The following is a 23,892-nucleotide window of genomic DNA, read 5'->3' on the forward strand; positions in this document are numbered from 1 at the left end:
GTGATGAGTGGTAAAATAACCATAAATGGTCAACTTATAGATTTTACTGATGAAAAGAATATTCTAGCTGTGGCACGCAACGCTGGTATTGATATTCCTACCCTTTGCTACCACCCAGAATTAACGATTGTTGGCGCCTGCCGTTTATGTGTGGTAGAGATTGAACGGATGGGGATACAAGCCTCTTGCTCCACTGCTCCAGCAGACGGTATGGTGGTATACACAAATTCTGAAAAAGTCAATAAAGTACGTAAAATGGTTCTGGAGTTACTGCTGGCCAATCACGACCGTGAATGTACCACCTGTGATTCCAGTGGTGCCTGCAAACTGCAAAAATATGCCAGTGACTATGGTATCAAGCGCTTGCGTTACCCCAACCGTGCCCAAATGCTACCCTTAGATGTTTCTAGCTTATCGGTAGTACGTGATCCTAACAAATGTATTTTATGCGGACTCTGTGTACGCGTCTGTAAAGAAAAGCAGGGTATTGGCGTTTGGGATTTCAAAAACCGTGGGTCCCGTACTGAAATTGTGGCAGCTATGGATCAGCCTCTTTCCGAGTCTGCCTGTATTAACTGCGGCCAGTGCATTGCGGTTTGCCCCTGCGGTGCTTTAACCTCTAATTCCTCTGCTATCCAAGAGGTTTGGTCTGCTATCCGCGATCCCAAGAAAACCGTCGTCTGCCAAATTGCTCCCGCCCCCCGGGCTGCGCTAGGCGAAGAATTTGACCTTGGTTCCGTGGAAGTTACCGGCAAAATTGTATCTGCTTTACGAAAAGTTGGCTTTGATAAAGTTTTTGATACAGTATTCACAGCCGATATGACCACTATTGAAGAGTCTAATGAATTCCTGGGCCGTTTGGTAAAGGGAGAAAACCTGCCCCTCTTTACCTCCTGCTGCCCCGGTTGGGTTAAATATGCCGAACAATTCCATCCTGAGCTACTGAATAATCTTTCATCCTGCCGTTCACCTCAGCAGATGTTCGGTTCCTTATTGAAAAAGAAATACGCCAAAGACTTGGGCGTTGCACCGGAGGATCTATTTGTCGTCTCCATCATGCCTTGCACCGCCAAGAAGTATGAAGCCAAGCGTCCTGAATTTATGACTGAGGGTTCCTATGACGTGGATGCTGTGTTAACCACCGTGGAAACAGCCCGTCTGTTCCGGGAAGCTGGTATCATTTTCAAAAATTTAGAAGATTCTAGGTTTGATCAACCTATGGAGCAAGCCACTGGTTCCGGTGTTCTCTTCGGTGCCACCGGTGGTGTAATGGAATCGGTAGTTCGTTATGTTGCCGGTAAGCTTCTCAATGCCGAGGGACGGGTTGATGTAGAATTTACCCGTGGTATGGAAGATACCAAGATAGCTAGCATCAACGTAGGCGACAATAAATTAACCCTGGCCGTGGCCAATGGTTTAGCTGCTGCTGAAGCACTGATTGAAAAAATTCAATCCGGTGAATTAAATGTTCATGCTGTTGAAATTATGGCTTGCCCCGGTGGTTGTGTAGGTGGTGGCGGACAGCCCTTCCAAAATAATAGCGAACATCGGTTAGCCAGAGCCAAGGAAATCTACAATATTGATTCAAAATTAGTTCTGCACAAAGCCCAAGATAACGAAGATCTTGACAAGATCTTTGAAAAATACTGGAACGGTTGCTGCAATCATGAGACTCACCACGACCTTCACACTCACTACCAGGCGAAAAAACGTATTGCCGGTAACGAAATCGTTATTAAAGATGGCGAAGGTCCGGAAATTACTGTTTGTTTGGGTGAAGGCTGCCTGAAGAAAGGTTCCCTGGCCATCGTTGAAAAACTGGCCAACCTACCCGTTAAGGTAAAAGGAGTTTTCTGCTTGGAAAGCTGTGGTGAAGGTATCTCTGTTAAGGTAAATAACGAGATCCTCCATGTTACCGAGGAAAACGTAATAGACTCTATTAAGGCCAAGTGCGGTTGCAGTTGCGGCTGCTGTTCATAACGTAAATATTATAAATCCTGGGTGCTAACAGTAGTTAGTACCCACTTTTTTATGATAAAATAGATTTGGTGATGAATATGACGAAAAAACATCTAACTTTACTCATTGGACCTGCTAAATATCCTGAAGACGACCAAAGAATGGTCACTATGTTCTTAGCCGAAGCAGGGAAAAAAATTATCTGCGGCTCCAGCACTGCCAACATGGTTTCTCGACTCTTACCTCCGGAACAAAGATTGGATAGTGTCAATGATTTGCTCCTGGTTACCGATGGTACTGTCATTTTAAGTGAAGTGCTGGATATCTTTATGAATCAGGATCAAGCAGAGGCTTCCCCTTCCCCAAATGACGCCAGCATCCTGGCCGCTGCTTTAACTGAGGCTACATCTATCTCTTTTTTAATCGGCATGGCGGTTAATAAATCTCAGCGGAGTTTAAGCTTACCTGCTAAACCTATCGTAAAAAGTCGGTTTGCCAGGGAACTGGTGGAGATTCTAAAAAATATGGGCAAACAAGTAATGGTGGAGTACTTTTAACTCCACCATTTTAATTATATTCATATATAATTAAAAAATTGCTATTCTAACACTATGCTTTGTCGAAATATTGCTGGCAAAATCCACGCAAAACTACTTGACGCTCACGAACGTTCTAGGTTAGAATTATTATAGTTGAAATTGTTTGAATATTTATAATCTTTTAAGAAGTGATACTTGTCTAATTAAAATAATAATTATGTCATTTGTCAGACAGTTTTAACTGCGGTAAAACAATAGAATATTTAGTAGGGAATGGAGGTGTGACAGTTGCTTACTCAACAACTGATCAACGGGCAAATCCTTATAACGAACATTGCCAAATACTCCATCACCAGTGATAGTTCTGTAATCGTACCAAAATTCGAACCATGTATCGATGCTTATGAGCAATATGTTTTTATGGATTCCCAAGAAAAAAAAGAATTGCGACCATCCTTTGATCATTATGGTCAACTAATTTGCCTATCCTAAATACTTCGTTCACCTGTAAAAGTTTCCGACACGAAAAGGTCATATTCAGAATTTTTCATCATAAAATTCATTACACACTAATTGTATTACTACTAACTATTGAATTTACCTTTCGGTTAATGTATTTTCAGCCGGGAAAATTAATTTTCGGAGGGTGGTGGTTCCTAAGTCAGTCTTTTGATTAGCTACTTTCAGGGGTTTTGTGGTGGGGTAGCAAAACAAAAATAGATGCTACCTTTCTTTCCACGGATTTGCAGTACAGGCCTTACCATTTTAAACAAGCCCTCCATGGGCGTACAACTACGTAACCTTCGAAAGGAGGAACCATTGCATGGGTGCAGAGTGCAAATGCAATTGCGACCAAGAGAAAAAGCTGGATGCATTATTTGCTCAATATAAGGGCAATTCTAACGGCCTTATTGTGGTGATGGCCGCCATCCAGGAAGTACATGGCTACTTACCAAAGGATTTCTTAGTGAAAACCGCCGAAGAACTGGGTGTTCCCCTTAGTGATGTTTATGGGGTTGCCACCTTCTATGCGGCCTTCAGTCTGCGTCCAAGGGGTAGACATTGCGTTAACCTTTGTCTGGGAACCGCGTGCTACGTTAAAGGCGCTCCAGATGTACAAACAATACTGGAACAAGAAATGGGCATTAAAGCCGGCAACACCACTGAGGATCGTCGCTTTAGCCTGGATTTAGTAAGATGTTTAGGTGCCTGTGGCATTGCACCTGTCTTAACTGTTAACGGTGAAGTTTATCCCCGTATGACAGCAGAAAAAGTAAACGAAATATTGGCCAAATATGAATAATACCTCTAGGGAGGTGAAATATATGAATTTTGCTGAACTCGAATTATTAAGAGCAACTGCAAAGGAATCTATTAAATTGCGTTTGGGTGAAGAACCCTCTGATAACTTCAAATATCACGTTCTGGTATGCGGTGGTACCGGTTGTTTATCAATTGGTTGTCAAAATACCCTGGATGCATTCCAAAAGGCTGTTGACAGCCACGGTTTACAAGATTCTGTAAAAGTGGTGGTAACCGGCTGTATGGGGACCTGTGAAATGGGTCCTGTTATCACCGTATTTCCCGAGGGTTATTACTACTGTCGGGTACAACCAGAAGATGCAGAAGAAATCGTCTCTTCTCATCTAAAGAATGGAAAATTTGTTGAGCGTTTATGTTATCATGCTGCCGATGGGTCTGTACAGGCTCGCAAGTCTGACATGACCTTCTTCAAGAAGCAAAAGCGTAATGCTCTGCGTAATTGTGGTCTAATTAGCCAAACCTCCCTTGAAGAATACATCGCCATGGATGGTTATAAAGCTCTGGCCAAAGTCCTACAAGGCATGAGCCCTCAACAGGTTGTGGATGAAGTAAAAAAATCCGGTCTGCGTGGCCGCGGCGGTGCTGGCTTCCCCACCGGAGTAAAATGGCAATTTGTTTTGGATCAGCAAGCTGATCAGAAATATATTGTTTGTAATGGTGATGAAGGTGACCCAGGTGCTTTTATGGATCGTTCGGTACTGGAAGATGATCCCTACTCCGTCATCGAAGCCATGACCATTGGCGGATATGCGGTTGGTGCCAGTAAGGGCTTCGCTTATATTCGCTTAGAATATCCCAGAGCCATTGATCACTATAACAAAGCTCTGTGCCGTGCCAGAGAAGTTGGTTTATTGGGCAATAACATCCTAGGAACCGACTTTAGTTTCGATATCGAAATTCGTGTTGGTGCTGGTGCCTTTGTCTGCGGCGAAGAAACTGCTTTGCTCGCCTCTATCGAAGGTCGTCGTGGCGAACCTCGTCCACGTCCCCCCTTCCCGGCCGTTTCAGGTCTGTTTGCTAAACCCACCGTCATTAATAACGTTGAATCCTGGGCTAACATCTGTCCTATTATTATCAATGGCGGTGATTGGTACGCTTCTATGGGTACCGAAAAGAGTAAAGGTACCAAGGTATTCACACTGGCTGGCAAGATCACCAATACTGGTTTAGTGGAAATTCCCCTGGGTCTGACCCTACGGGAAATGGTTGAAGATATCGGTGGTGGTGTACCCGATGGCAAAGCCTTTAAGGCTGCCCAAACCGGAGGCCCCTCAGGTGGCTGTATACCCGCTGCTTATCTGGATACCCCCATTGATTATGAAAACCTGGCTGCCCTAGGTTCCATCGTAGGTTCCGGTGGTATGATTATCGTTGATGAAGGAACCTGTATGGTCGACTTAGCTAAATTCTATCTGGGCTTCACTCAGGACGAGTCCTGTGGCAAGTGCACTCCCTGCCGTATTGGTACCAAGAGAATGTTAGAAATTCTCGAACGTATTACCAAAGGTTTAGGCAAGGAAGGCGATTTGGAATTGTTAGTTGAACTGGCCAACTCCATTAAGGCATCTGCTCTGTGTGGACTGGGTCAAACTGCTCCGAACCCCATCCTCAGCACTTTGCGTTACTTTAAAGATGAGTTTGAAGCTCACATCAAAGATAAAAACTGCCCGGCGGGAGTTTGTAAAATGCCCCGTAAAGGCCTAAAATCCTAGAGGATAGGAGGGAAAAGGCATATGGCAACCGTAACACTTACCATTGACAATGTAAAATTGGAAGTTGAGCAGGGTACTAGCATATTAGATGCTGCGAAACAAATCGGCATCAATATCCCTACTCTGTGCTATATGAAAGAGATTAATGCCATCGGCGCATGTCGTATTTGCGTGGTTGAAGTACAAGGCGCCCGGGCCCTCCAGGCAGCTTGTGTAACTCCTGTAACAGAAGGAATGGTTGTAAAAACCAATTCAGCAGCTGTTAGGGCTTCCCGCAAGATGACATTGGAATTAATTCAATCCAATCACCCGCAGGAGTGCAACACCTGCCTGCGCAACAATAACTGTGAATTACAAGCCTTGTCTGAAGCAATGAGACTTACGGAAATTCGTTTTGTTAGACCGGCTCAAAGCCATAGCAAAGACGATATTGATAATTCCTCCCCCTCTATTGTTCGTGATCCGCGCAAATGCATCCTTTGCCGTCGTTGTGTAGCCGTCTGTGAAAAGGTTCAGGGAGTTAAGTGCATTAGTGCTGTGAACCGTGGTTTTGAAACCATTGTTGCTCCTCCCTTTGATCAAGGCCTAAATGATGTAAACTGTGCTATGTGTGGTCAGTGTTCCTTAGTCTGTCCCACCGGTGCCATTACTGAAGTGGATGATACCGGCAAGGTATGGCGAGCTCTGGATGATCCCAGTAAGCACGTACTGGTACAAACTGCACCTGCCGTACGGGTAGCCATTGCAGAAGAATTCGGTATGGAACCCGGTACTGTTAGCACTGGTAAACTAGTTGCTGCTCTGCGTCGCCTAGGCTTTGACAGTGTCATGGATACAGACTTCACTGCCGACCTGACAATCATTGAAGAAGGAAACGAGTTCATCAAGCGTGTCACCGAAGGTGGCGTGCTGCCGATGATTACTTCCTGTAGCCCTGGTTGGATTAAATACATTGAAATGTACTATCCTGACCTATTGGCTCACCTGTCCACCTGTAAATCGCCGCAACAAATGTTTGGTGCCCTGGCTAAAACCTTCTATGCTGAGAAGAAAGCCATTGACCCTGCCAGCATTTACAGCGTATCCATCATGCCCTGTACTGCTAAAAAGTTCGAGGCTCAACGTGATGAACTTACAGACAGCGGCTATCAAGATGTTGATGTTGTACTTACCACTCGTGAATTGGCCCGTATGTTGCGCGAAATCGGTATCGATTGGGAAAGCTTGCCTGATGAAGATTACGATGCTCCCATGGGTCTTTCCACCGGTGCAGCGGTTATCTTTGGTGCCACTGGCGGTGTAATGGAAGCTGCCGTACGCACCGTTTATGAAGTTATCACCAAGGAAGCGATGCCTGATATTAACTTGACACCCGTTCGTGGTATGGAAGGCATTAAGGAAGCGACCTTAAAGGTTGGCGATCTGGAAGTAAAAGTTGCTGTGGCCCATACTCTGGGTAACGCCCGTAAGCTGCTGGATAAGATCCGCGCCGGTGAAGCAGATTACCACTTTATCGAAATCATGTGCTGTCCTGGTGGCTGCATAGGTGGCGGCGGTCAACCTATTCCTACCAACCTGGACATTCGCCTCAAGCGTATTGCCGGTACCTATAAGGCTGACGAAGATCTACCGATCCGTAAGTCTCACGAGAACCCAGCCATCACGGCTATTTACGAAGAATTCTTAGGTCAACCTCTGGGTGAAAAATCCCATAAACTGCTGCATACCCACTATGTCCCACGCGGCGTTTATAGAAAACCCGAAGGCTTACCTGATAAAGTTCCCAGTGGTGATCATCACTAAAAATCTTGAGGGCTTGCTAAATGCAAGCCCTCTCTTTTTATCTATCCTGATAATAACTGAAAGACTAGTTGGGGATGGTATTATCCACCGCTCAATTCCATGCTCTGCGACATCATCATTTTCTGATAAAGCCCACCTAGAATTAAACCTATAACGCAGACTGGGGAGAATTATATTTCCAGTTGCATTCTTCCATATCTTTAAAGAACGTAACAACCGCTTTCACCAATACTTCTTCCATTAGTTTACCTTTTTCCTGTGTAGCCTTTGTAGGATCACCTGTGGCACCACAGTCAGTCAATTCAGCAAAGTTCCATTTAATATCTACACTGTCCGGCAAATTGGGAACAACCCCCCGAGCATGTTCCATCTCAATCAATTCAGGGAACAAAGCTAAGCCAATGGAGGTTTCTCCTTCACCAGCATGTCCAAGGCCATCCCATACTTCGAATGTGTTGGCAGGCAGTAGTTTACCTGCAGTTACCCACCAGGCATCCAATGAGACTATTTTTGCCTCGGGATATTCCATTTTAATGGATCTGGCAGCCACTTCAATAGGAGCTATATTTCCATCATGTCCGTTCATAATAAAGATTTTTTTAATCCCATTTTTAATGACAGAAGTCATTATATCCTTTAATACAGCAATTAATGTTTCATAGCGCAACGTGAGAGTAAAGGGAAAGTGAGCGTAGTGTTCGCTTACCCCAACATTGATCGGGGGTAAAACCAGCAAATCAGGCACCTCGGCTGCTACCTTTTCAGCCAACATGGAGGAGACAAAGGTGTCTGTACCAAAAGGTAAGTGAAAACCATGGTTCTCACAGGAACCAACTGCTAAAATTGCTTTGTCATATTTACTACCATTTAAATATTGATGCCCCGTCATTTTCTGGAGAGTGCTCATAGTAAATACCTCCTTTTAAGTTAGAAAAACTTGGCTTACGCCAAGTCTTTGACGTACCCTATAGGGCAGGTCATAACCTTATAGGTCACAGGCAGGCAAGCAGAGGCGAAGCCTTAGTTTTTCTTATACTTTCATCAATAGAAATTTTATACTTCTATCCTAAAAGTGATAAAAAGCAGGTTAGGGTAACAGTATCTACGCCCAACCTGCTACTTACTATCTACTAATTAGGGAGTAACTTCTTTAATTAATGAAAACTTGCCATCTTGTACTTTTAAGATGGAAACAGATTTCTTAGGTACACGCTTGCCATCGGCATAGGTAATGCTACCAGTAACCGCTGCAAAATTATTGGTTTGCAACAAAGCTTCCCGAATGGCTTTCGGGTCTGCAGAATCGGCTCGCTTGATAGCATCTGCAATGAGGTGCATGGTATCGTAACCGAGGGCTGCAAAGGCGTTTTCGGGTTCTTTATTGTACTCAGCTTTATAATCATCTACGAACTTCTTAACTTTTTCTCCATCACTATTTAAGCAGGTGTGGGTCGCAAAGTAAGTATCAACCTCGGCACCCTTACCACCCAGTTCAATCAACAGAGGAGTATCAAAGCCATCGCCGCTGACAACAGGAATATTTACGCCGGCATCACGCAGTTGTTTAACAATGGGACCACAATCGGAAGGGCCGGAGGAAATAAACAATACATCGGGTTTTTCTTTAAGTGCCTTTAAGCGGGTAATCTGGGCAGAGAAATCTTGATCCCCGGTTTTGAATGTATCCTCTAGAAGGATTGCGCTGTCACCATTCTTACTCTTAAAACGTTCTTCAAAAAAGGCTGCTAAGTTCATGGTAAAGTCCATAGCAGTGTCTTTTAAAACATAGGCTTTTTTAGCCTGTAAAGCATCTACAGCGTAGTCCGCAGCAGCATAAGCTTGGGCATCGTCACCAAAAGCAGCCATAAAGAAGAAGTCACCCACTTGCTCTGGCATGCTGGGCAGTGTGGCACCAGAAGTGATAAAGGGAACTCCGGCAGTCTGAGCGATAGGACCAGCCGCTAAGGCATAGTTGGAATCACTAAAGCCAGCAATGGCAGATACTTTTTCTACATCTACCAATTTCGAGGCAGCGTTCGTGGAGGAAGTTTGATCTGTCTTACCATCAATACTAACAACTTCGATCTTTTTACCATTTACTCCACCAGCAGCATTAATCTCTTTGGCAGCTAATTTAAAACCATTGAGTGATGGACCATCCAGAGAAGCCTGGGCACCTGTCACATTATAGATAGCACCAATTTTAATAACGTCGCCACCGCTCTCCCCTGCTTGCTTAGGCTGTTCTTTTTCTTGGGAACCACCGCAACCAGTCAGCGCTATTCCCAATACCAGTGAGAAAAGTAAGACCAAGAGTTTTTTCACTTTAATTATCCTCCTTTATTATTGAGTCTACTTTAAAAAAGATTATTTCTTGATGAATCACCTCCTGAATAAAATAAAATGCCTAATTTTCCATTTGATTCATGGTATTCCACTTTTTCTTCTTAAATAGATTCCAGCTAAATTCTCTTGAGCCAACGATACCTTTAGGCCGCACAATAATCACAATAATCAGCACAACGGACAGTACGATTTGACTGATCCCATACAAAGGAGGAATGCTGATTCCCCCGACGGTAATGCCAACTTCCAAGTTGCGCAACAGTTCTGGGACTAAGGTCATTAGGGATGCCCCCACTACCCCGCCGGTGATGCTACTCATACCACCGATAACTGACATTACCACCAATGAGAAGGTACGGTCGTAGGAGAACGAAAGAGGTGTAACCACAGTAATTAAATGTGCCCACAGAGCACCACCAATGCCTGCAAAAAAAGCACCCACACAAAAGGCCAACAAGCGGTACTTCGTTAAATTAACCCCCATCGCCTCCGCAGCTAAATCATCCTCACGTATGGCCATCATTCCTCTACCATAGGCTGAGTTAATAATACGCCACACAACATAGATGGTAATACAGGTAAAAATCCATACCCACCAAGTATTGGTATATTGAGTAAGGCCATTAATTCCTCTGGCACCCCGGGTAAAGTCTTGCAACTGGGTAATTACTACTTGTATAACCACCAGAAAACCTAGTGTGGCCACAGCTAAATAATGACCCCTCAGGCGAAGCACAGGATAACCGATGATCAGGGCACAGATAGCAGCCACTAACCCGCCAATGATTAATGAAGGTAAAAAACTTAATTCCACAGAACCTAGCCACTTCGGAAGTTCTGGTAAAATAATTGCTTTTTTTACCAAGGGTAGTGATAAAATAGCAGCCACATAGGCACCAACCGCCATAAAGCCTGCATGTCCTAAAGAAAAAACCCCACAAAAGCCATTGGTTAGGTTAAGGCTGACAACCAAAGCAATATTGATGCCGACCAAATTGATTATCCGCATATGGTACGGGCTTAACAGCATATTACAAATAAACAGTATAACGAACAGAGCCACCAGAGCCAGTAGGGTGTAAAGCTTTTTCTTTTGAAGGTTCATCATACCTTTCTCCCTTCAGCAGAACCGAGAATACCGTTGGGTCGTAGGAGCAACACTAAAATTAACAAAATAAAGACAAAGGCATCACGGTATCCGGTATACTCTATTGGCAAAAAACCAACTAATAAAATTTCAAATAATCCCAGTAAATATCCCCCCAGCACAGCACCGGGAATACTACCAATACCACCGATAACCGCTGCCACAAAGGCCTTAAGGCCGGGGATAAAACCCATTAATGGATCAATTCTGCCGTACTGTCCCCCCAGCATAATCCCTGCCACAGCCGCCAGCGCAGAACCGATAGCAAAGGCAATAGCCACCACAATATTGATATCTATCCCCATCAGACGTGCTACTCCAATATTTTCTGAGCAGGCCCGCATGGCGGTACCCAACCGGGTATTCTTAACAAAAAAGGTCAATAAGATCATCAGAAGAACCGCCACACCTACTGTGAGAATGGTCATATTATTAAAGGTCACACCAGCAAGCTCATGATTCTTGGCAAAAACCTCTGGAAAAACGAATTTTCTTGGTTGGGCACTAACAGTCAAGATGCCTAGATTTTCTATTAAAATAGATAGAGCTATGGAGGTAATTAACATAGATTCCTCACTAGCAGTTCTTAAAGGACGATATGCAATCCGTTCCACCAGCATACCGATCAGAGCAGCAAAACCCATTGCCAAAAGTAGACCTACCACCAAAGGAACCTTACCGGAGAGAAAAATAAATAATGCACAATAACTACCAATCATTAAGATATCACCATGGGCAAAGTTAATTAGGCGGAGAATGCTATAGGTAATAGAAAAACCGATGGCTACCAAAGCATAAATACTACCTAAGCCAATGCCGTTTACAATTTGCTGCAATAAATATGTACTGTCCATGGATTAACCCCCTAAATAAGCACGTTTAACTTCTTCATTGGAAAGCAATTGTTCAGGGGTGCCCTCCAGCTTAATGGTCCCAGTTTCCAGAACATAGGCACGGTCGGCGATGCCCAGTGCCTGAAAAGCGTTTTGCTCTACCAATAATACTGTGCGTCCCTGTTCTTTAATTTTTTTAATAACATCAAATATTTGCTCCACTATTAAAGGTGCCAAACCCAAGGAAGGTTCATCAAAAAGAACTAGTTTCGGACGGGACATTAAGGCCCGGCCAATGGCCAGCATTTGCTGTTCTCCCCCGGATAGTGTCCCTGCCGATTGGGAACGCCGTTCTACCAAGCGGGGAAAAGTACTATAAATCCATTCCAAATCCCTTTTTACTTCTTCCTTGTCCTTCCGACGGAATGCACCCAGTTCAAGATTCTCTTTAACGCTCAAGCGCCCAAAAACCTGCCTTCCCTCGGGACAATGGGCAATGCCGAGGTCCACCAAGCGATGAGCAGGTACTTTCGTAAGATCCGTTCCTGAAAAATGGATACTTCCTTCCTTGATGGGATGCATACAGGAAATCGCTCTTAGGGTACTTGTTTTACCCGCTCCATTGGCACCCAGCAAAGCTACCAGTTCACCCTCTCTTACAGACAAGGAGACATTTTTTAAAGCCTGAATTCTGCCATAATATAAATTAACATTATTTAGCTCAAGCATTGGCGGCGGCCCTCCCTAAATATGCTTCAATCACCTGTTGATTGGACCGGATATCTGCAGGTTTACCTTCCGCAATAATTTCACCGTAACTCAATACCTGAATGTTATCACAGAGATTCATTACAACGTGCATATCGTGTTCAATGAGCAGAATCGTTAAATCATACTTGTCTCTTATGATTCGAATGGTTTCCGTTAATTCCTGACTTTCTCGAGGATTCATACCGGCTGCCGGTTCATCAAGCAGTAATACCCTTGGGCCAGTGGCTAAGGCCCGGGCAATCTCTAGTTTACGTTGGTCTCCGTAAGGTAAATTGCCAGATAATTCATCGGCTAGGTGAAGTAATCCCATATCTTCTAACAGGGCACTTGCCCGTTCCCGAAGGTCTTTTTCCCCTTTTTTAAAGGAAGGTAAACCAGCAATAGCAGCCCAAAAACCATAGTCTTTATTAATTTGAGCCGCTACTAAAACATTGTCAAGAACTGTTAACTTAGTAAATAAGCGAAGATTCTGAAAGGTGCGTGCCATCCCTAAGCTTACAATTTGATCCAGTCGTTGACCCGCTATATCCTGTTGATGTAAGCGGATAGTTCCACTGGTAGGTGTAAAAACCCCTGTCAGAAGGTTAAACACGGTTGTTTTACCAGCTCCATTTGGTCCGATTAAACCTGCAATAACACCTTTTTCTAAGGTTAACGAATAATCGCTCACAGCCTTAAGTCCACGAAAATACTTAGTTACTTTATCTACTTCTAAGATAGAAGAAGCCATCCTGTACGCTCCTTTCATTTTGCTCGTCAATTCTGCCTAAAAACAAGGATTCCATTATAACAACAGACTAACTTCTGCTAAATACTTCATAAATCCTCCTTGTTTACTAAAAATATACATTGCATAGATAATTATTTAACCCTTTAAAAATCAAGGTTTTATCAGGAAATAAACTTGATCCAATTAGAAAAACCTGGCTTGCGCCAAGTCCTTGACGTAGACGAAATCCTTATTTTTTCTTATACTTTCGTCAATAGAACATACTTTCTGAAAGTGAAAACAAAAAACCCCCTTGCGGAGGTTTAGATTGAGAACTTTTGAGTTTATTTTTTGTCTAAGACTTTCTTTAGTTCCAGAAGCTTTTGATGATTACTTAGATGATCAGGTAACCAGTCAAAAGCAAACTTCATTAAGCTAACATCATCCTGCATAATGACCGGCAGATTCTCTTGAAGTTGTTCTTCTATTAAATCTGGATGCTCAGCCAGAATATTTTTAAAGCGATCGATATCATAGCAACCAATTAAAATCATATCCATCATAATTTGGTCTAAATTTGGATTACCGGTGGTTTTTGTTTTAAGTGGTATTTGCCCAAATAATTCTTCTGGTTCATTGTACTCTGCTAAACCTTGGTTCATCATCCATTCCTCTACTGTCCATTCCTTTGCCTCTTGAAGACCATGACAGCGAGATTTCTCAAAGGCTATACCATATACCCCATCCCCACGTACTTCCACAGGCGCCATCCGGCATGACCAAGGACGCACATGATAAACCTGACAACCAAAATCAGTAATAAAGGGACAAACCAAATTATCTTCCCGCATCTTTAAAATTACTACCGGAAACCCTGACTTAGGTGCTCTTAAAACATGCGTATATTGTGCTAAAAACTCACTGGATGGCATAGCTAATTTATTTTTCATCCTTAAAACATCATAGGGTGTCAGAAATATATTGATATCTCGGCAACATTGTTTGAAACAGGCCAGCCCGTCATGACAGGAAAATTTAAATGCATCTGTTAGCTTTAAATTTTGGCTCATCTTTTTGCTCCTTATTTTTTTATCATGGCACCATTATACCATATCTTTATGATAAGTCTTTACCAGCGGGGCCAAAAAACCGCCATTGCAGCCCCGAGAAGAAGTGCCAAGCTAAGACCAATGGTTGCCGATGAGCCTGTACCTTCAACATATGAGTAGGTTATTCCTAAAATGCCTAGATAGGACCCGTAAAGGATTATTCCCTTCCAACGAAATTTCTTGGCCATGCACCTAACTCCCCTCGCCATACTCTAGTGAACCCCTACAGGAGTTTGTTTCACTTTCAGAAAATATAAAATTTCTATTGACGAAAGTATAAAAAAAACTAAGGCTCCCGCCAACGTCTAGACTTGGCGTAAGCCAAGTTTTTCTAATGAACTTTCCTTGATATATTCTTCCCGCAGATTTAATTCCTCGGGAGCATGTAAAATCAACATTTTGTAACTAGCATCCTTGGGAACTCCGGCCGGTGTCAGCCATGAAACAACAAAAATAAGTAGTAGGGCTAGGGGCACAGCCCAAATAGCTGGCTGTTCTGCCAATGATCTCATCACGGGATGGGCTGCATAGTAGACACTTAGGGCAGGAATCGCCATCTTGTCGGCTAACATTACGGATACGATAGCAGCCAGAGCAGCTATCCCACCACCTAACATGCCGATAGCAGCTCCCATCATACTGGTGCCTCGCCACCATACGCTGACGATTAGCATCGGAAAATAAGATGCTGCAGCGATGGCAAAGGCCCATCCTACCATCATATTAATATCAAAATTCTCCACCAGGGTTCCGAGAACTATAGCTGTTACACCCCCTATAACAGCAGCTACGCGGAAGGCTCTCAGACGTTGCTTGTAGGATGCCTTTGGATTGATCATGCTGCCGTAGATATCGTGGGCCAAAGCTCCTGTAATGGAAACCAGTAGACCGGAAAAGGTAGTCATAAATCCGGCAAAGGCCCCTGCCGATGTGATACCTGAGAGCAAGTCACCTAAATAGGGGACTGTATTATTTAATAAACGAGGCATGGTTAGAACCACTGAATCGGTACTAAAGGCACCGCCGGTGACAGCGTAAAGATGGGGTACTAAATTACGCCCCAGTGTTCCCCAGATAGGCGGGAAGAGATAGAAACATCCCAATAAAATAATCACCCAAAAGGCTGTGCGCTTAGCTGTGCGTCCATCGGGATTGGTGTAAAACCTTACCAGGATATGTGGGAGACCTGCAGTGCCACAGATGAGAGCAAGAATGAGCGAATACGTATACAGTAAAGGGTGTCCATACTTATTGGTGAACGGTCCATAGGGTTCCATCCAGGCTTTATTCATCGGAGCGTTAGGAACCACTGCCCCTTTAGGATAAACAATCTCAACACTTTCCTGTCCAGCAGCAGGAAAAACCGTTAGTTTGACAGACCCAACTCCAGCCAGTGGATCGGACACGGTAAAAGTATCTCCGGCTGAGAACCGATAAAGAGTTTGGGATTTACCCGCCAATTCTCTTGCGTATTTTTCATCCGGCAGACCAGAGATTATCATGTTCTCTGCTGATAAGGGAAGAAAATCTTTATTTGCAGGCTTAGCCGTTGCAACAACCACCTCTGCTCCATTGCCAAAGGTTGCCGTGACACCCGCTGGGAAAGTGATTTCATTGGTCGGAGCCAGCGGCTTATAGGACACTGTGGTATCTTCTTTGAAGGTTGGTAACGGTTTGCCGATCTCGTCGGATTTGGCAATTTCATTCATATGACCTGGATAACCACCCACAACGGAAAAGAGGATAAAAATTGGCAGAGAGATGGCAAACATTTTTACCCAATACTGAAATGCCTGCACAAAGGTAATTCCTTTCATTCCTCCCAGGGCTACATTTAAGGTAATAACGCATCCTACCAAAACAACACCAACCCAGTAAGGGGTATTTAGGATATTTACTAAGGCTACACCTGCACCTTTCATCTGCGGCATGGTGTAAAAAAGTCCAATGATCAAAACAAAAACCACCGCAATTTTTCGGAAAACCGGACTGGAGAACCGACCTTCGGCGAAATCCGGAATGGTATACGCTCCAAAACGACGTAGGGGGCTGGCAATGAAAAGTAACAAAAAAAGATAGCCGGCTGCATACAAGGCAGGATACCAGAGGGCGTCATAACCAAATTTCATGATCATGCCTGCCACTCCCATAAAGGAAGCTGCAGATAAATATTCACCAGAGATGGCTGCCGAATTCATCGGTACACTCACCGAGCGAGAAGCCACATATAAGTCAGCGGTACTACGTACCGATCGCTGCACATAAAATCCCAGACCAATGGTGCCAATAACAATAAAAGTAACACAAATTAACGGAATCCAGGCAATGGTTGTCATATTTTTACCTCCCTTTACTCTGGGCAACCTCTTGAGCAATCTGGTGCTCTAGTTTTAACGAACGTTTTACATAGATATAAGCAACAGCCCAGGTTACTGGGTAGAAAAGAACTCCTAAAGCAAGCCAGCTTATGGTAAAACCAAAGACCCTAACATTAGCCACCGTCGGTAGATAGTAATTCACTAAAGGCAAGCCGGCTAGAATAATGAAAAATACGCCAAACAGAGCTAGGCTTAATCGGAGTTGTCGGTACATGATCAGCTTCAAATACTGCTCGCTGTGAATATCCACAAGCAACGAAGCCTCTTTATCTTCCCGAGTACTGGCCAGTGGTTTCAGTGCTGTTTCAATTTTCGCCATCAATATCACCCCTTATTTTTTCTAGAAGTCATTATAGCGTTCTACCCATTACCGCAGCTATAAACTTCCCGTCAATTGCATTTTTTTCAACTCCAATGCATGTTGAAGCAGTTTTACCCCTAAATTGCCAAAATAAATATTTTGCAAGCAGCCAACCGCACATTTGAGGAGGCGAATCGTCCTTTTTACCACTCAATCAACCACTTACCCTTTCATTAGGGCATTTGAGTAAGTAATCTTTCGACGTCAATTAGAAAAAACACTAGCTTATGAGCTAGTGTTTTTTAGGGTAAGACTCGATCTATTGGTTTGACGGAGCGCATTAAAGGCTAGTGCATGTAAAGCAAATCAAGGACTAGTAATTTAGTTTAATTGCTTTACCATTGAAGATGACAATGAATATGTTAAAATTAATCATGACATGCCAAAGATGTTATTCTTTAGACTAAAAATCTCTACAAGGATGAGGAAAATGCTTCAGAAGTTTTCAGGTTGGAATAAATGGCTTGGCCAGAAAATATTTTTCGTCGTATTATTTGCTCTTTTGTTCGGATTTGTTTTACCTCTTCCTGCTACTAAGTTCTGGGGCCTCGTAGCTACTTTGTCTTTTGCCTACATGACCTTTGTAACATCATTGGAAACAGGTTTAAAAGAATTTTTTACCACCTTATCCAGACCTTGGGTAAATATCTGGATGCTGCTTTTAATTCACGTAGCGATGCCTTTATTAGCCTTCTGTATCGGTATTCTTTTTTACCCGGAGAATGAATATCTGAGACTGGGCTTTTTAATCGGTGCTGCCATTCCTGTGGGAGTGACCTCTGTACTCTGGACCTCCATGGCAGGCGGGGATGTTCCCTTGTCTATGGTGGCAGTAACCATTGATACCTTAATTTGCCCTATCTTACTGCCACTATTTATATTACTTGTTGCTGGCAGTACCATCCATATTGACATTAGCCACCTGCTATTGGGCCTTTTATGGATGATTACTCTCCCTAGCCTGCTTGGTATGCTAACGCATGATCTTACCAAGGGATCACTTGATAAATATGCCCAATCCATTGGCGGTTTCTTTTCCAAAATAGCTATATTCGTAGTTGTCTATATCAATGCCAGTGCTATCGAACCGGAAATACACTGGAATCATTCTATTATCAAGCTTTTGCTAGTGATTCTGATCATTTCCATTAGTGGTTACTCCCTTGGTTTTCTTGGCTCTTACGTGCTTAAAGGAAATCAGCGTGATAAGATGGTTAGTATGATTTATGGGGTTGGCATGCGTAACAACAGTTTGGGTTTGGTCCTAGCTTTAACTTATTTTCCTGCTAGCGTTGCCATGCCTGTAACACTGGCTATGCTCTATCAGCAACCTCTGGCCGCACTGATTTCATATTTTTTAAAGCGTACAGAACGTTGTCAACAAGAAAACCACAGTTGATATTCAATATAAACTTTATTATTAAATCATTAACCCTCTTCTTAATATACAGAATGTCATGTTCTCTGACAAAGCACATCTATCAGCTGGAGAAGCTGTTCCCGGTCATGCACAAGGCGATAAGGTATCTTCTGCATAACATCATTTTGCCCATCACCGATGTGCAGTATCTGATCGTACTCCACACGGTAGAGACGAGATAGAAAGGCAAGGGCATTTTCCTTTCCCGCGTATTTGTGCACCAAGTATAAAGAATCCTCATCGGTGAAAATCTGATACCGTGCAGCATCAATAGCCGGGCGGAACCCTTTAAACATAGCCCGAACCGGCTCCCCCTTTTCCACAGCGACAAATTTGGGCTCGGGTAAGGCATCGATATAGGCCTTGTCCATGGCCCAGGTGTGGTGGAAGGCTTTCTGAAAACAGCGGATGTCCCCGCCATTGTTAAAGATGCCTCCTTCGAAGAAAGGCAGGAGTTGCTTGATCTGGCTGTGGCACCCGGCGTATCGCCGTGCCGTATTGAAAAACAAGAGTCCCTTCTCCGCTAGCTTTTCCAGCCGCTGCGCTATCTCCGGCTCCACCCTTGCTGCGCCAAAATCCAGGAGCGTGCCGTCGATGTCGAAGGAATAGATGGGCTGACTATGCCTTTTGGGCAGCCGAAGCTTGCCGGTATCCCCGAAAAAATCCTCCATCATGTCCAGCTTTCGCTGGGCGTAGGCCAGAAAACAGGAGCAACTCCTGCTCCGGCAAGTAGCCTCCCGATATTCTTTGGCAGCATACAGGTTGCCCTGGCGGGTTCTGGCAATATTGCATGGCGCAATATCCCCGTTCTCCTCCACAAAAAAGGAGCTTCTTCCACCATCACATTTTTGCAGGTCAGCCTTCGGCTGGCTAAGTTCCAGGCTGAAAAATGGGTCGATCCAGGTGAAATCCTGTATTTCTTCCCTTGTGTAGGGTTGGCACCTACCGTCTTGGGCGTTGAGCCAAAGGTAGGTCGCCCTCGACAGAGCCTGCCGTAGCCGGCTGATTGTCCCCATGTTTTCAGGCACGGCCACCGCACCCACGCTGAAGGGAATCCGCATAGCTGCCAGCGTCCGGCACTGCGCTAGAAAGCTATCCAAACTTGTCTGGCTAGGGTGGAAAGAGCACCAAAGTAGGAGCTTCTCCAGTTTGGCATCTGCTTCGGCAAATACTCTCGCCAGTTGCTGTAAATCCAGGCTAAGATTGGTCTGAATGGCCGCAAATCTCACCTGCTCCAGTTTAGCAAGCTTCGCCAAGGCCCGCATCGTATGGACATAGAGTAGGCTCTCCCCATAGGGAAGTAGGAAAACGTCTTTTTTTTCCTGCTCTCTTTGCTGCATGGCGCTGACAAATCGAACCAACGACCGCTCGTCTTGCAGCAGCAATTCTGGCGAGACCTTCCCTTTGGCAAAGGGACAATAGCCGCACTGGTAGTTGCAAAAATCAATAGCTCCTCGATAATACCAGGTCACTAGGTTCTCCATGGGTCACACCACTTCTTGGAAAGCCTGGTAACTTCTTGGGAAATTAGTTGCGGTGCAAGATAATCCGACAGACCCATGCCAGCTGTTGTCAGCTTGAGTTTGCCTTCCTCCCTATACACATAACCAGCGGCTTCCCATTCAAGGAGCCGGGGGAAGTCCATCAAAAGCTCGGCAGCAAAGCTCTCTGCATACTCTAACAGCGATACACCTGCCGCCACAAAGAGGTTCTTCATGACAAAGCGTCGGCTTTGTTCCTCTTGCGAAAGATAAATCCCATGGGTAAAGGCACGGATTTCTGGCGCTGCGATAAAATCTGCTATGCTTTGCCGGATATAGGCAGACCGATCGCTGTAGGGCACGCAAGTATGGAAGCCGCCAAGGTAGCTCCGTCCGCCGCAACCCAGGGCAAGCATATTCTCAAAGCCACAACTGGCGCTTTTCCCGCCGTCTTTGGAAAATCTCCGCATGGATTTCTGCTCATAGCCGTTGGCAATAAGAAAATCCCTCGCCAGTTCATAGAAAGGTGCCATCTCCGGCTGATGCCGATCCAAGGTTTTGTGCTCCCGAATGTACAGCGGGTAGATGAAAATCTCCTCGGGAGCATAGTCCACCGCCCTATCCAGGCTTTTATGCCAAGTCTCCCTGGTCTGTCCGGGAATGCCGTAGATCAAATCCAGATTGAGCAGTGGGAAATGGTAGTTTTTTAACAGCCCGAGGGCACGCTCCACATCCTGGAGCGTGTGATGGCGCTTAAGGGCGGCAAGCTCCTCCGGCCAAAAGGACTGTACCCCAAGGCTGATCCTCTGGATCTGGTATGCCTTGAGGATGTCCAGTTTTTCCGGGCTGGTTTCCTTCGGCGATGTCTCAATGCAGCTTTGCAGCGATTTAAGGTCAAGGGAAAAAGCCTCTTGTACACTGGTAAACAAACGTTCCAGTTGCCCTGCGGACAGCACCAGCGGCGTGCCGCCGCCTACGGTAAAGGACTTTGGCCGAGGTACCGCCACTTGGGCAATAGACTCTGCCTGCTTGGCCACAGCATCAATATAGTCCTCCAGCAACTCCGTGCTTCCTGCCACAGAGAAAAGATTGCAAAAACCACACTTGCTGCTGCAAAAGGGAATGTGTAGGTACAGCTCGCTGCAATCGGCCAGCGCAGCGGCAACCGCAGCCAGCGGGACGGGACGAGCCAACTGGCGGTAAGCGGTTTTGTGGGGATAGCTATACATATATTGGTGGTAGCGTTCTTGATTACTGATCATTCAATAATAAACTCCATATAGGGTACCGCATTAACCACTTCATGATTAATACCGTGATACTTTTTTCCGTCATCTCCATAGCAGGTACCATGGTCTGAGGTGGCAATAACCAATGCCCCGCCCCGGCGCAGGATACTTTTCCACAACGGCGGCAGGCAGCTGTCCACGTAGCGCAGGGCCGCTCCTTGGCTGGCCACACTATCCCCAGTCGCCCCCTCCAAATAATGGGCATTGGGGTAATGAATGGCGGAGAAATTGATATACAGGAAGACATGCTTGTCCGCTGGCAGTTCCGCCAACTTTTGGCAGGCAAAGTCAATCTGCCGCTGGGTGCTATCCTTGGCATCACAACCAAAGCCTGGGTTCCAGTAGCTGTGCCTAAACATGTTAGGTAGTACCCGGTTTACCTGGGTACGCTTATTAAAAAAGCTAACTCCGCCGATGCAAATGGTCTCATAGCCATCCTTGGCCAAACCTTCAATAATATTTGCCCCATCAAAGAGATAAGCCCCCGGAGGCACCTGCCTGCCCATGCCGATATCTTTAGCAAAGAAGAGTGGCCTGGCATCAAAGACACTCTCACTTTCCCAGGGAAAAGGCAAAAAGCCGGCAAACATCGCATGATGGGAGGGATAAGTAAAACTTCCGGCAGCGTGACATTTTCTCCATTGGCCATAACGGTTGATGTTAGGCGTACGACCGGCCTGCTGCTCCTGCATAGCGGCATCATAGCGCAAGGTATCGTAGCAAAGGAAAAGTATGTCCTTGCGGCCAACTACCTGCGACATATCAATTTTATCTCCCCTATGGGCAGATTTCCTGATCTTCATCAAAATTTCCGACTGACAGCCCACTGGTCCCTTGCTCACAATCGTGACATCCCTTCCACTTGTTTTTGGTAGATACTGTTCTCTCCATAAATATCCTGATGAATCAAATCCCCCTGGGCATTGATCTCAATCACGTACAGCCGCTTGTCCGGCGTGAGCAGAAGGTCTACCCCCGCCACCTGCAGGGTAGGTGAAAGGGCCCGCACCGCTCGGCTGGCAGTATCTTTCACCTGTTCCAGGACATCTTCTGTCATGTCCAGTTCAGCCAAGTCTATAGGGTGATTATTTAGGTGCAAATTGGTAATCATTTTTTCCGAACCCCGGGCTACAAGATAGTCCACCGAGCCAAACTGAACCACCGCCCGTAGATCGTAGCTGTATCCGTTATGGCGCGCCTTGGGCAGCCATAACTCGACGATGGGATGCTTGCTCATGGCAAAATCTAACAGTGCCGCCACCTCGCTGGGGTCATCCACTCGGTAGATTTTCTTGGCATTGTGGTAAGTTCCCTTGCCCTTAGCCAGGGTGGTGTAGGCGACGCCCCTACCAGTGGAATATTGCCGCCGATAGGCAATAATTCCCGCCGCACCGGAACCATGGTTGGGCTTGATAAAGACCCCATAGGGTCGTCTAGCATCCATGGCAGCAAAAAGGGCCTCTCTCTGTATCGCCTCCAGCACCAACTCCGGCGTCACCGGAATACCCGCCCTTCGGAGCACAGCTTTGGTCTGTCGCTTGTTCAAGGCACGGATGATATCCTGGGGAGTATTTAGAAAAGTGGCCCGGCCTGATGAGATCGCCAATAATTTTTCGCTATAGCCCTGTACACTTTCCTCCAACCGAGCAATATCGCTACTGTTATAGCTAACCGGGTCGATCTTCACGGCGCAATTAGTCAGGTCGCTCTCGACAACAGAAAACAAGGGTCGAAGGATAACCCTCTTCCCTTGTGCTGCCGCTGCCTTTGTGAAATAGATGCTACGTTTGCTGGTCGGTTCACCCAGTAATAGGATAGTATCCATTATTCGGACAACAGAATGCTATAGTAAGTCTCTCCAGAGTAGACTTCAGCTTCCTGTTGGTCGTCAAAAACCACATTGATGCCATGCTGATTGCCGGCCGCTATGACTTTTTTCTGCATTACCCGGCTCACATAATGATGCTCAATATCAATTTGCATAAGCTCGCTCAGCCCGGCCATAGCTTCTATTATCACTTGAGCCCCTTTATCGGTCAATGCGCCATAGGAAAAATTGAGTTCTTCGCATCTTTTAGCTATAGAGGTTTTTAGAATCGCTTCCACAATCTCATCCTGGATGTAAGAATTGACCAACCCCAGCCCCTGTAAGGCTGGAAGCTTGGCATTGTTACCAAAGTCCTCTATTTCCTCTTTATTGATGTTGGCACCATAGTTATCATCCCCAAGAAAAATCACTAAAGTTTCCAGAGCCGGTAAATCCGCATCCCGAATTTCGGCCAAAACCGCTTTTTCCAGGCCGCCGTTGATCAGCATTAAAGATTTTAGCCTGGAATGGGAAATTTTCCCTAATGTGAGAGCATTGGCACCCTTAATTGTGAGTTCCTCCATATTTGGAAAGGCTCCCCAAATGGGGGTATAATTCCCTTGGGTAATCCAGGATACCTCGCACTCTTCGGAATCCATATCCCCAAAATAGAATGATTTGATATGTTGCAATTTTTCCTTGTTGTCAACCAAGCCCTTGATGATGGTATCCATATTTTCTTCGTCATCATAGCCTACGGTAAACTGGCCAATGACAAGCTCTTCCAGTTCGGTCAGTTCTGGATCGTTGATGATTTCTGCCACCAGATCCTCCATGGTTTTCTTTTGCTCCTCAAGCATTTCCCAGTCAAGAGAGTAGCGTTTACTTTTCACCTTCATAGCCCC

General features: G+C 45.1%; 22 protein-coding genes. 7 read left to right on the forward strand and 15 right to left on the reverse strand.

Annotated elements, in window-relative coordinates:
- Nucleotides 1-3: 3 nt before the first annotated feature.
- The 6 genes from BUA78_RS01140 (at nucleotide 4) to BUA78_RS01165 (ending at nucleotide 7,336) form a co-directional block, all read left to right on the forward strand.
- Nucleotides 4-1,980: a [FeFe] hydrogenase, group A gene (locus BUA78_RS01140; protein WP_072910439.1), complete on the forward strand. Its 1,977-nt coding sequence runs from the start codon at nucleotides 4-6 to the stop codon at nucleotides 1,978-1,980.
- A 77-nt stretch (nucleotides 1,981-2,057) separates the two neighbouring features.
- Nucleotides 2,058-2,516 carry a phosphatase gene (locus BUA78_RS01145; RefSeq protein ID WP_072910440.1) on the forward strand — a complete coding sequence of 153 codons (459 nt, stop codon included), beginning with the start codon at nucleotides 2,058-2,060 and terminating at the stop codon, nucleotides 2,514-2,516.
- A 270-nt stretch (nucleotides 2,517-2,786) separates the two neighbouring features.
- Entirely contained in the window at nucleotides 2,787-2,990 is a 204-nt protein-coding gene (locus tag BUA78_RS01150; RefSeq protein ID WP_072910441.1) for a hypothetical protein, read from the forward strand.
- 331 nt (nucleotides 2,991-3,321) lie between these two features.
- Nucleotides 3,322-3,801: an NADH-quinone oxidoreductase subunit NuoE gene (gene nuoE, locus BUA78_RS01155; RefSeq protein WP_072910442.1), complete on the forward strand. Its 480-nt coding sequence runs from the start codon at nucleotides 3,322-3,324 to the stop codon at nucleotides 3,799-3,801.
- Between the two features lie 22 nt (nucleotides 3,802-3,823).
- A complete protein-coding gene (locus BUA78_RS01160) occupies nucleotides 3,824-5,533 on the forward strand; it encodes a NuoF family protein (protein ID WP_072910443.1) in 1,710 nt (569 codons plus the stop codon).
- Nucleotides 5,534-5,554: 21 nt separating this feature from the next.
- A complete protein-coding gene (locus BUA78_RS01165; protein ID WP_072910444.1) occupies nucleotides 5,555-7,336 on the forward strand; it encodes an NADH-dependent [FeFe] hydrogenase, group A6 in 1,782 nt (593 codons plus the stop codon).
- Nucleotides 7,337-7,484: 148 nt separating this feature from the next.
- Here the strand turns inward: BUA78_RS01165 and BUA78_RS01170 are convergent, their stop codons facing one another.
- From BUA78_RS01170 to BUA78_RS01210, 10 genes are all read right to left on the reverse strand, one after another.
- Entirely contained in the window at nucleotides 7,485-8,243 is a 759-nt protein-coding gene (locus tag BUA78_RS01170) for a creatininase family protein (protein ID WP_072910445.1), read from the reverse strand.
- Between the two features lie 227 nt (nucleotides 8,244-8,470).
- Nucleotides 8,471-9,661 (reverse strand): ABC transporter substrate-binding protein, encoded by a 1,191-nt coding sequence (locus BUA78_RS01175; RefSeq protein ID WP_072910446.1) that lies wholly within the window; start codon nucleotides 9,659-9,661, stop codon nucleotides 8,471-8,473.
- 82 nt (nucleotides 9,662-9,743) lie between these two features.
- The gene (locus BUA78_RS01180; RefSeq protein WP_072910447.1) at nucleotides 9,744-10,790 is read right to left on the reverse strand and encodes a branched-chain amino acid ABC transporter permease; all 1,047 of its coding nucleotides are present in this window, start codon (nucleotides 10,788-10,790) and stop codon (nucleotides 9,744-9,746) included.
- Nucleotides 10,787-11,683: a branched-chain amino acid ABC transporter permease gene (locus BUA78_RS01185; protein WP_072910448.1), complete on the reverse strand. Its 897-nt coding sequence runs from the start codon at nucleotides 11,681-11,683 to the stop codon at nucleotides 10,787-10,789. The genes BUA78_RS01180 and BUA78_RS01185 overlap by 4 nt, the downstream gene beginning before the upstream one ends.
- Before the next feature lie 3 nt (nucleotides 11,684-11,686).
- Nucleotides 11,687-12,391 (reverse strand): ABC transporter ATP-binding protein, encoded by a 705-nt coding sequence (locus BUA78_RS01190; protein ID WP_072910449.1) that lies wholly within the window; start codon nucleotides 12,389-12,391, stop codon nucleotides 11,687-11,689.
- Nucleotides 12,384-13,163 (reverse strand): ABC transporter ATP-binding protein, encoded by a 780-nt coding sequence (locus BUA78_RS01195; protein WP_072910450.1) that lies wholly within the window; start codon nucleotides 13,161-13,163, stop codon nucleotides 12,384-12,386. The genes BUA78_RS01190 and BUA78_RS01195 overlap by 8 nt, the downstream gene beginning before the upstream one ends.
- Nucleotides 13,164-13,486: 323 nt before the next feature.
- Nucleotides 13,487-14,212: a YkgJ family cysteine cluster protein gene (locus BUA78_RS01200; protein WP_072910451.1), complete on the reverse strand. Its 726-nt coding sequence runs from the start codon at nucleotides 14,210-14,212 to the stop codon at nucleotides 13,487-13,489.
- A gap of 59 nt (nucleotides 14,213-14,271) precedes the next feature.
- A complete protein-coding gene (locus tag BUA78_RS20035) occupies nucleotides 14,272-14,439 on the reverse strand; it encodes a hypothetical protein (RefSeq protein ID WP_175548942.1) in 168 nt (55 codons plus the stop codon).
- Nucleotides 14,440-14,556: 117 nt separating this feature from the next.
- Nucleotides 14,557-16,587, reverse strand: a complete 2,031-nt coding sequence (locus tag BUA78_RS01205; protein ID WP_072910452.1) for a solute symporter family protein — start codon at nucleotides 16,585-16,587, stop codon at nucleotides 14,557-14,559.
- A 4-nt stretch (nucleotides 16,588-16,591) separates the two neighbouring features.
- The gene (locus tag BUA78_RS01210; protein ID WP_072910453.1) at nucleotides 16,592-16,948 is read right to left on the reverse strand and encodes a DUF485 domain-containing protein; all 357 of its coding nucleotides are present in this window, start codon (nucleotides 16,946-16,948) and stop codon (nucleotides 16,592-16,594) included.
- 472 nt (nucleotides 16,949-17,420) lie between these two features.
- On the opposite strand from BUA78_RS01210, the gene BUA78_RS01215 reads away from it, so the two are divergent.
- Nucleotides 17,421-18,389 carry a bile acid:sodium symporter family protein gene (locus BUA78_RS01215; protein ID WP_072910454.1) on the forward strand — a complete coding sequence of 323 codons (969 nt, stop codon included), beginning with the start codon at nucleotides 17,421-17,423 and terminating at the stop codon, nucleotides 18,387-18,389.
- 56 nt (nucleotides 18,390-18,445) lie between these two features.
- Here BUA78_RS01215 and BUA78_RS01220 read toward each other — a convergent pair whose 3' ends face one another.
- Genes BUA78_RS01220 through BUA78_RS01240 form a run of 5 tightly spaced genes read right to left on the reverse strand, consistent with a single transcriptional unit; the run spans nucleotide 18,446 to nucleotide 23,880 of the window.
- Nucleotides 18,446-19,894, reverse strand: a complete 1,449-nt coding sequence (locus tag BUA78_RS01220) for an STM4011 family radical SAM protein (RefSeq protein ID WP_072910455.1) — start codon at nucleotides 19,892-19,894, stop codon at nucleotides 18,446-18,448.
- Nucleotides 19,882-21,153, reverse strand: coding sequence for an STM4012 family radical SAM protein (locus BUA78_RS01225; protein WP_084082255.1), 1,272 nt, complete (start codon nucleotides 21,151-21,153; stop codon nucleotides 19,882-19,884). The genes BUA78_RS01220 and BUA78_RS01225 overlap by 13 nt, the downstream gene beginning before the upstream one ends.
- Nucleotides 21,150-22,022 carry an STM4013/SEN3800 family hydrolase gene (locus BUA78_RS01230; protein ID WP_238456673.1) on the reverse strand — a complete coding sequence of 291 codons (873 nt, stop codon included), beginning with the start codon at nucleotides 22,020-22,022 and terminating at the stop codon, nucleotides 21,150-21,152. The genes BUA78_RS01225 and BUA78_RS01230 overlap by 4 nt, the downstream gene beginning before the upstream one ends.
- Nucleotides 22,019-23,005 carry an STM4014 family protein gene (locus BUA78_RS01235; protein WP_072910456.1) on the reverse strand — a complete coding sequence of 329 codons (987 nt, stop codon included), beginning with the start codon at nucleotides 23,003-23,005 and terminating at the stop codon, nucleotides 22,019-22,021. Before BUA78_RS01235 ends, BUA78_RS01230 begins: the two co-directional genes overlap by 4 nt.
- Nucleotides 23,005-23,880 carry an STM4015 family protein gene (locus BUA78_RS01240; protein WP_072910457.1) on the reverse strand — a complete coding sequence of 292 codons (876 nt, stop codon included), beginning with the start codon at nucleotides 23,878-23,880 and terminating at the stop codon, nucleotides 23,005-23,007. The genes BUA78_RS01235 and BUA78_RS01240 overlap by 1 nt, the downstream gene beginning before the upstream one ends.
- Nucleotides 23,881-23,892 lie beyond the last annotated feature (12 nt).

The organism is Desulforamulus aeronauticus DSM 10349 (genome assembly GCF_900142375.1).
Lineage (GTDB): Bacteria > Bacillota > Desulfotomaculia > Desulfotomaculales > Desulfotomaculaceae > Desulfotomaculum > Desulfotomaculum aeronauticum.

Bases quoted from the DNA above. Each gene is read 5' to 3' on its own strand.
- BUA78_RS01140 (WP_072910439.1), top strand. From the start codon at position 4: ATGAGTGGTAAAATAACCATAAATGGTCAACTTATAGATTTTACTGAT.
- BUA78_RS01145 (WP_072910440.1), top strand. From the start codon at position 2,058: ATGACGAAAAAACATCTAACTTTACTCATTGGACCTGCTAAATATCCT.
- nuoE (WP_072910442.1), top strand. From the start codon at position 3,322: ATGGGTGCAGAGTGCAAATGCAATTGCGACCAAGAGAAAAAGCTGGAT.
- BUA78_RS01160 (WP_072910443.1), top strand. From the start codon at position 3,824: ATGAATTTTGCTGAACTCGAATTATTAAGAGCAACTGCAAAGGAATCT.
- BUA78_RS01165 (WP_072910444.1), top strand. From the start codon at position 5,555: ATGGCAACCGTAACACTTACCATTGACAATGTAAAATTGGAAGTTGAG.
- BUA78_RS01170 (WP_072910445.1), bottom strand. From the start codon at position 8,243: ATGAGCACTCTCCAGAAAATGACGGGGCATCAATATTTAAATGGTAGT.
- BUA78_RS01180 (WP_072910447.1), bottom strand. From the start codon at position 10,790: ATGATGAACCTTCAAAAGAAAAAGCTTTACACCCTACTGGCTCTGGTG.
- BUA78_RS01185 (WP_072910448.1), bottom strand. From the start codon at position 11,683: ATGGACAGTACATATTTATTGCAGCAAATTGTAAACGGCATTGGCTTA.
- BUA78_RS01190 (WP_072910449.1), bottom strand. From the start codon at position 12,391: ATGCTTGAGCTAAATAATGTTAATTTATATTATGGCAGAATTCAGGCT.
- BUA78_RS01195 (WP_072910450.1), bottom strand. From the start codon at position 13,163: ATGGCTTCTTCTATCTTAGAAGTAGATAAAGTAACTAAGTATTTTCGT.
- BUA78_RS01200 (WP_072910451.1), bottom strand. From the start codon at position 14,212: ATGAGCCAAAATTTAAAGCTAACAGATGCATTTAAATTTTCCTGTCAT.
- BUA78_RS20035 (WP_175548942.1), bottom strand. From the start codon at position 14,439: ATGGCCAAGAAATTTCGTTGGAAGGGAATAATCCTTTACGGGTCCTAT.
- BUA78_RS01205 (WP_072910452.1), bottom strand. From the start codon at position 16,587: ATGACAACCATTGCCTGGATTCCGTTAATTTGTGTTACTTTTATTGTT.
- BUA78_RS01210 (WP_072910453.1), bottom strand. From the start codon at position 16,948: ATGGCGAAAATTGAAACAGCACTGAAACCACTGGCCAGTACTCGGGAA.
- BUA78_RS01215 (WP_072910454.1), top strand. From the start codon at position 17,421: ATGCTTCAGAAGTTTTCAGGTTGGAATAAATGGCTTGGCCAGAAAATA.
- BUA78_RS01220 (WP_072910455.1), bottom strand. From the start codon at position 19,894: ATGGAGAACCTAGTGACCTGGTATTATCGAGGAGCTATTGATTTTTGC.
- BUA78_RS01225 (WP_084082255.1), bottom strand. From the start codon at position 21,153: ATGATCAGTAATCAAGAACGCTACCACCAATATATGTATAGCTATCCC.
- BUA78_RS01235 (WP_072910456.1), bottom strand. From the start codon at position 23,005: ATGGATACTATCCTATTACTGGGTGAACCGACCAGCAAACGTAGCATC.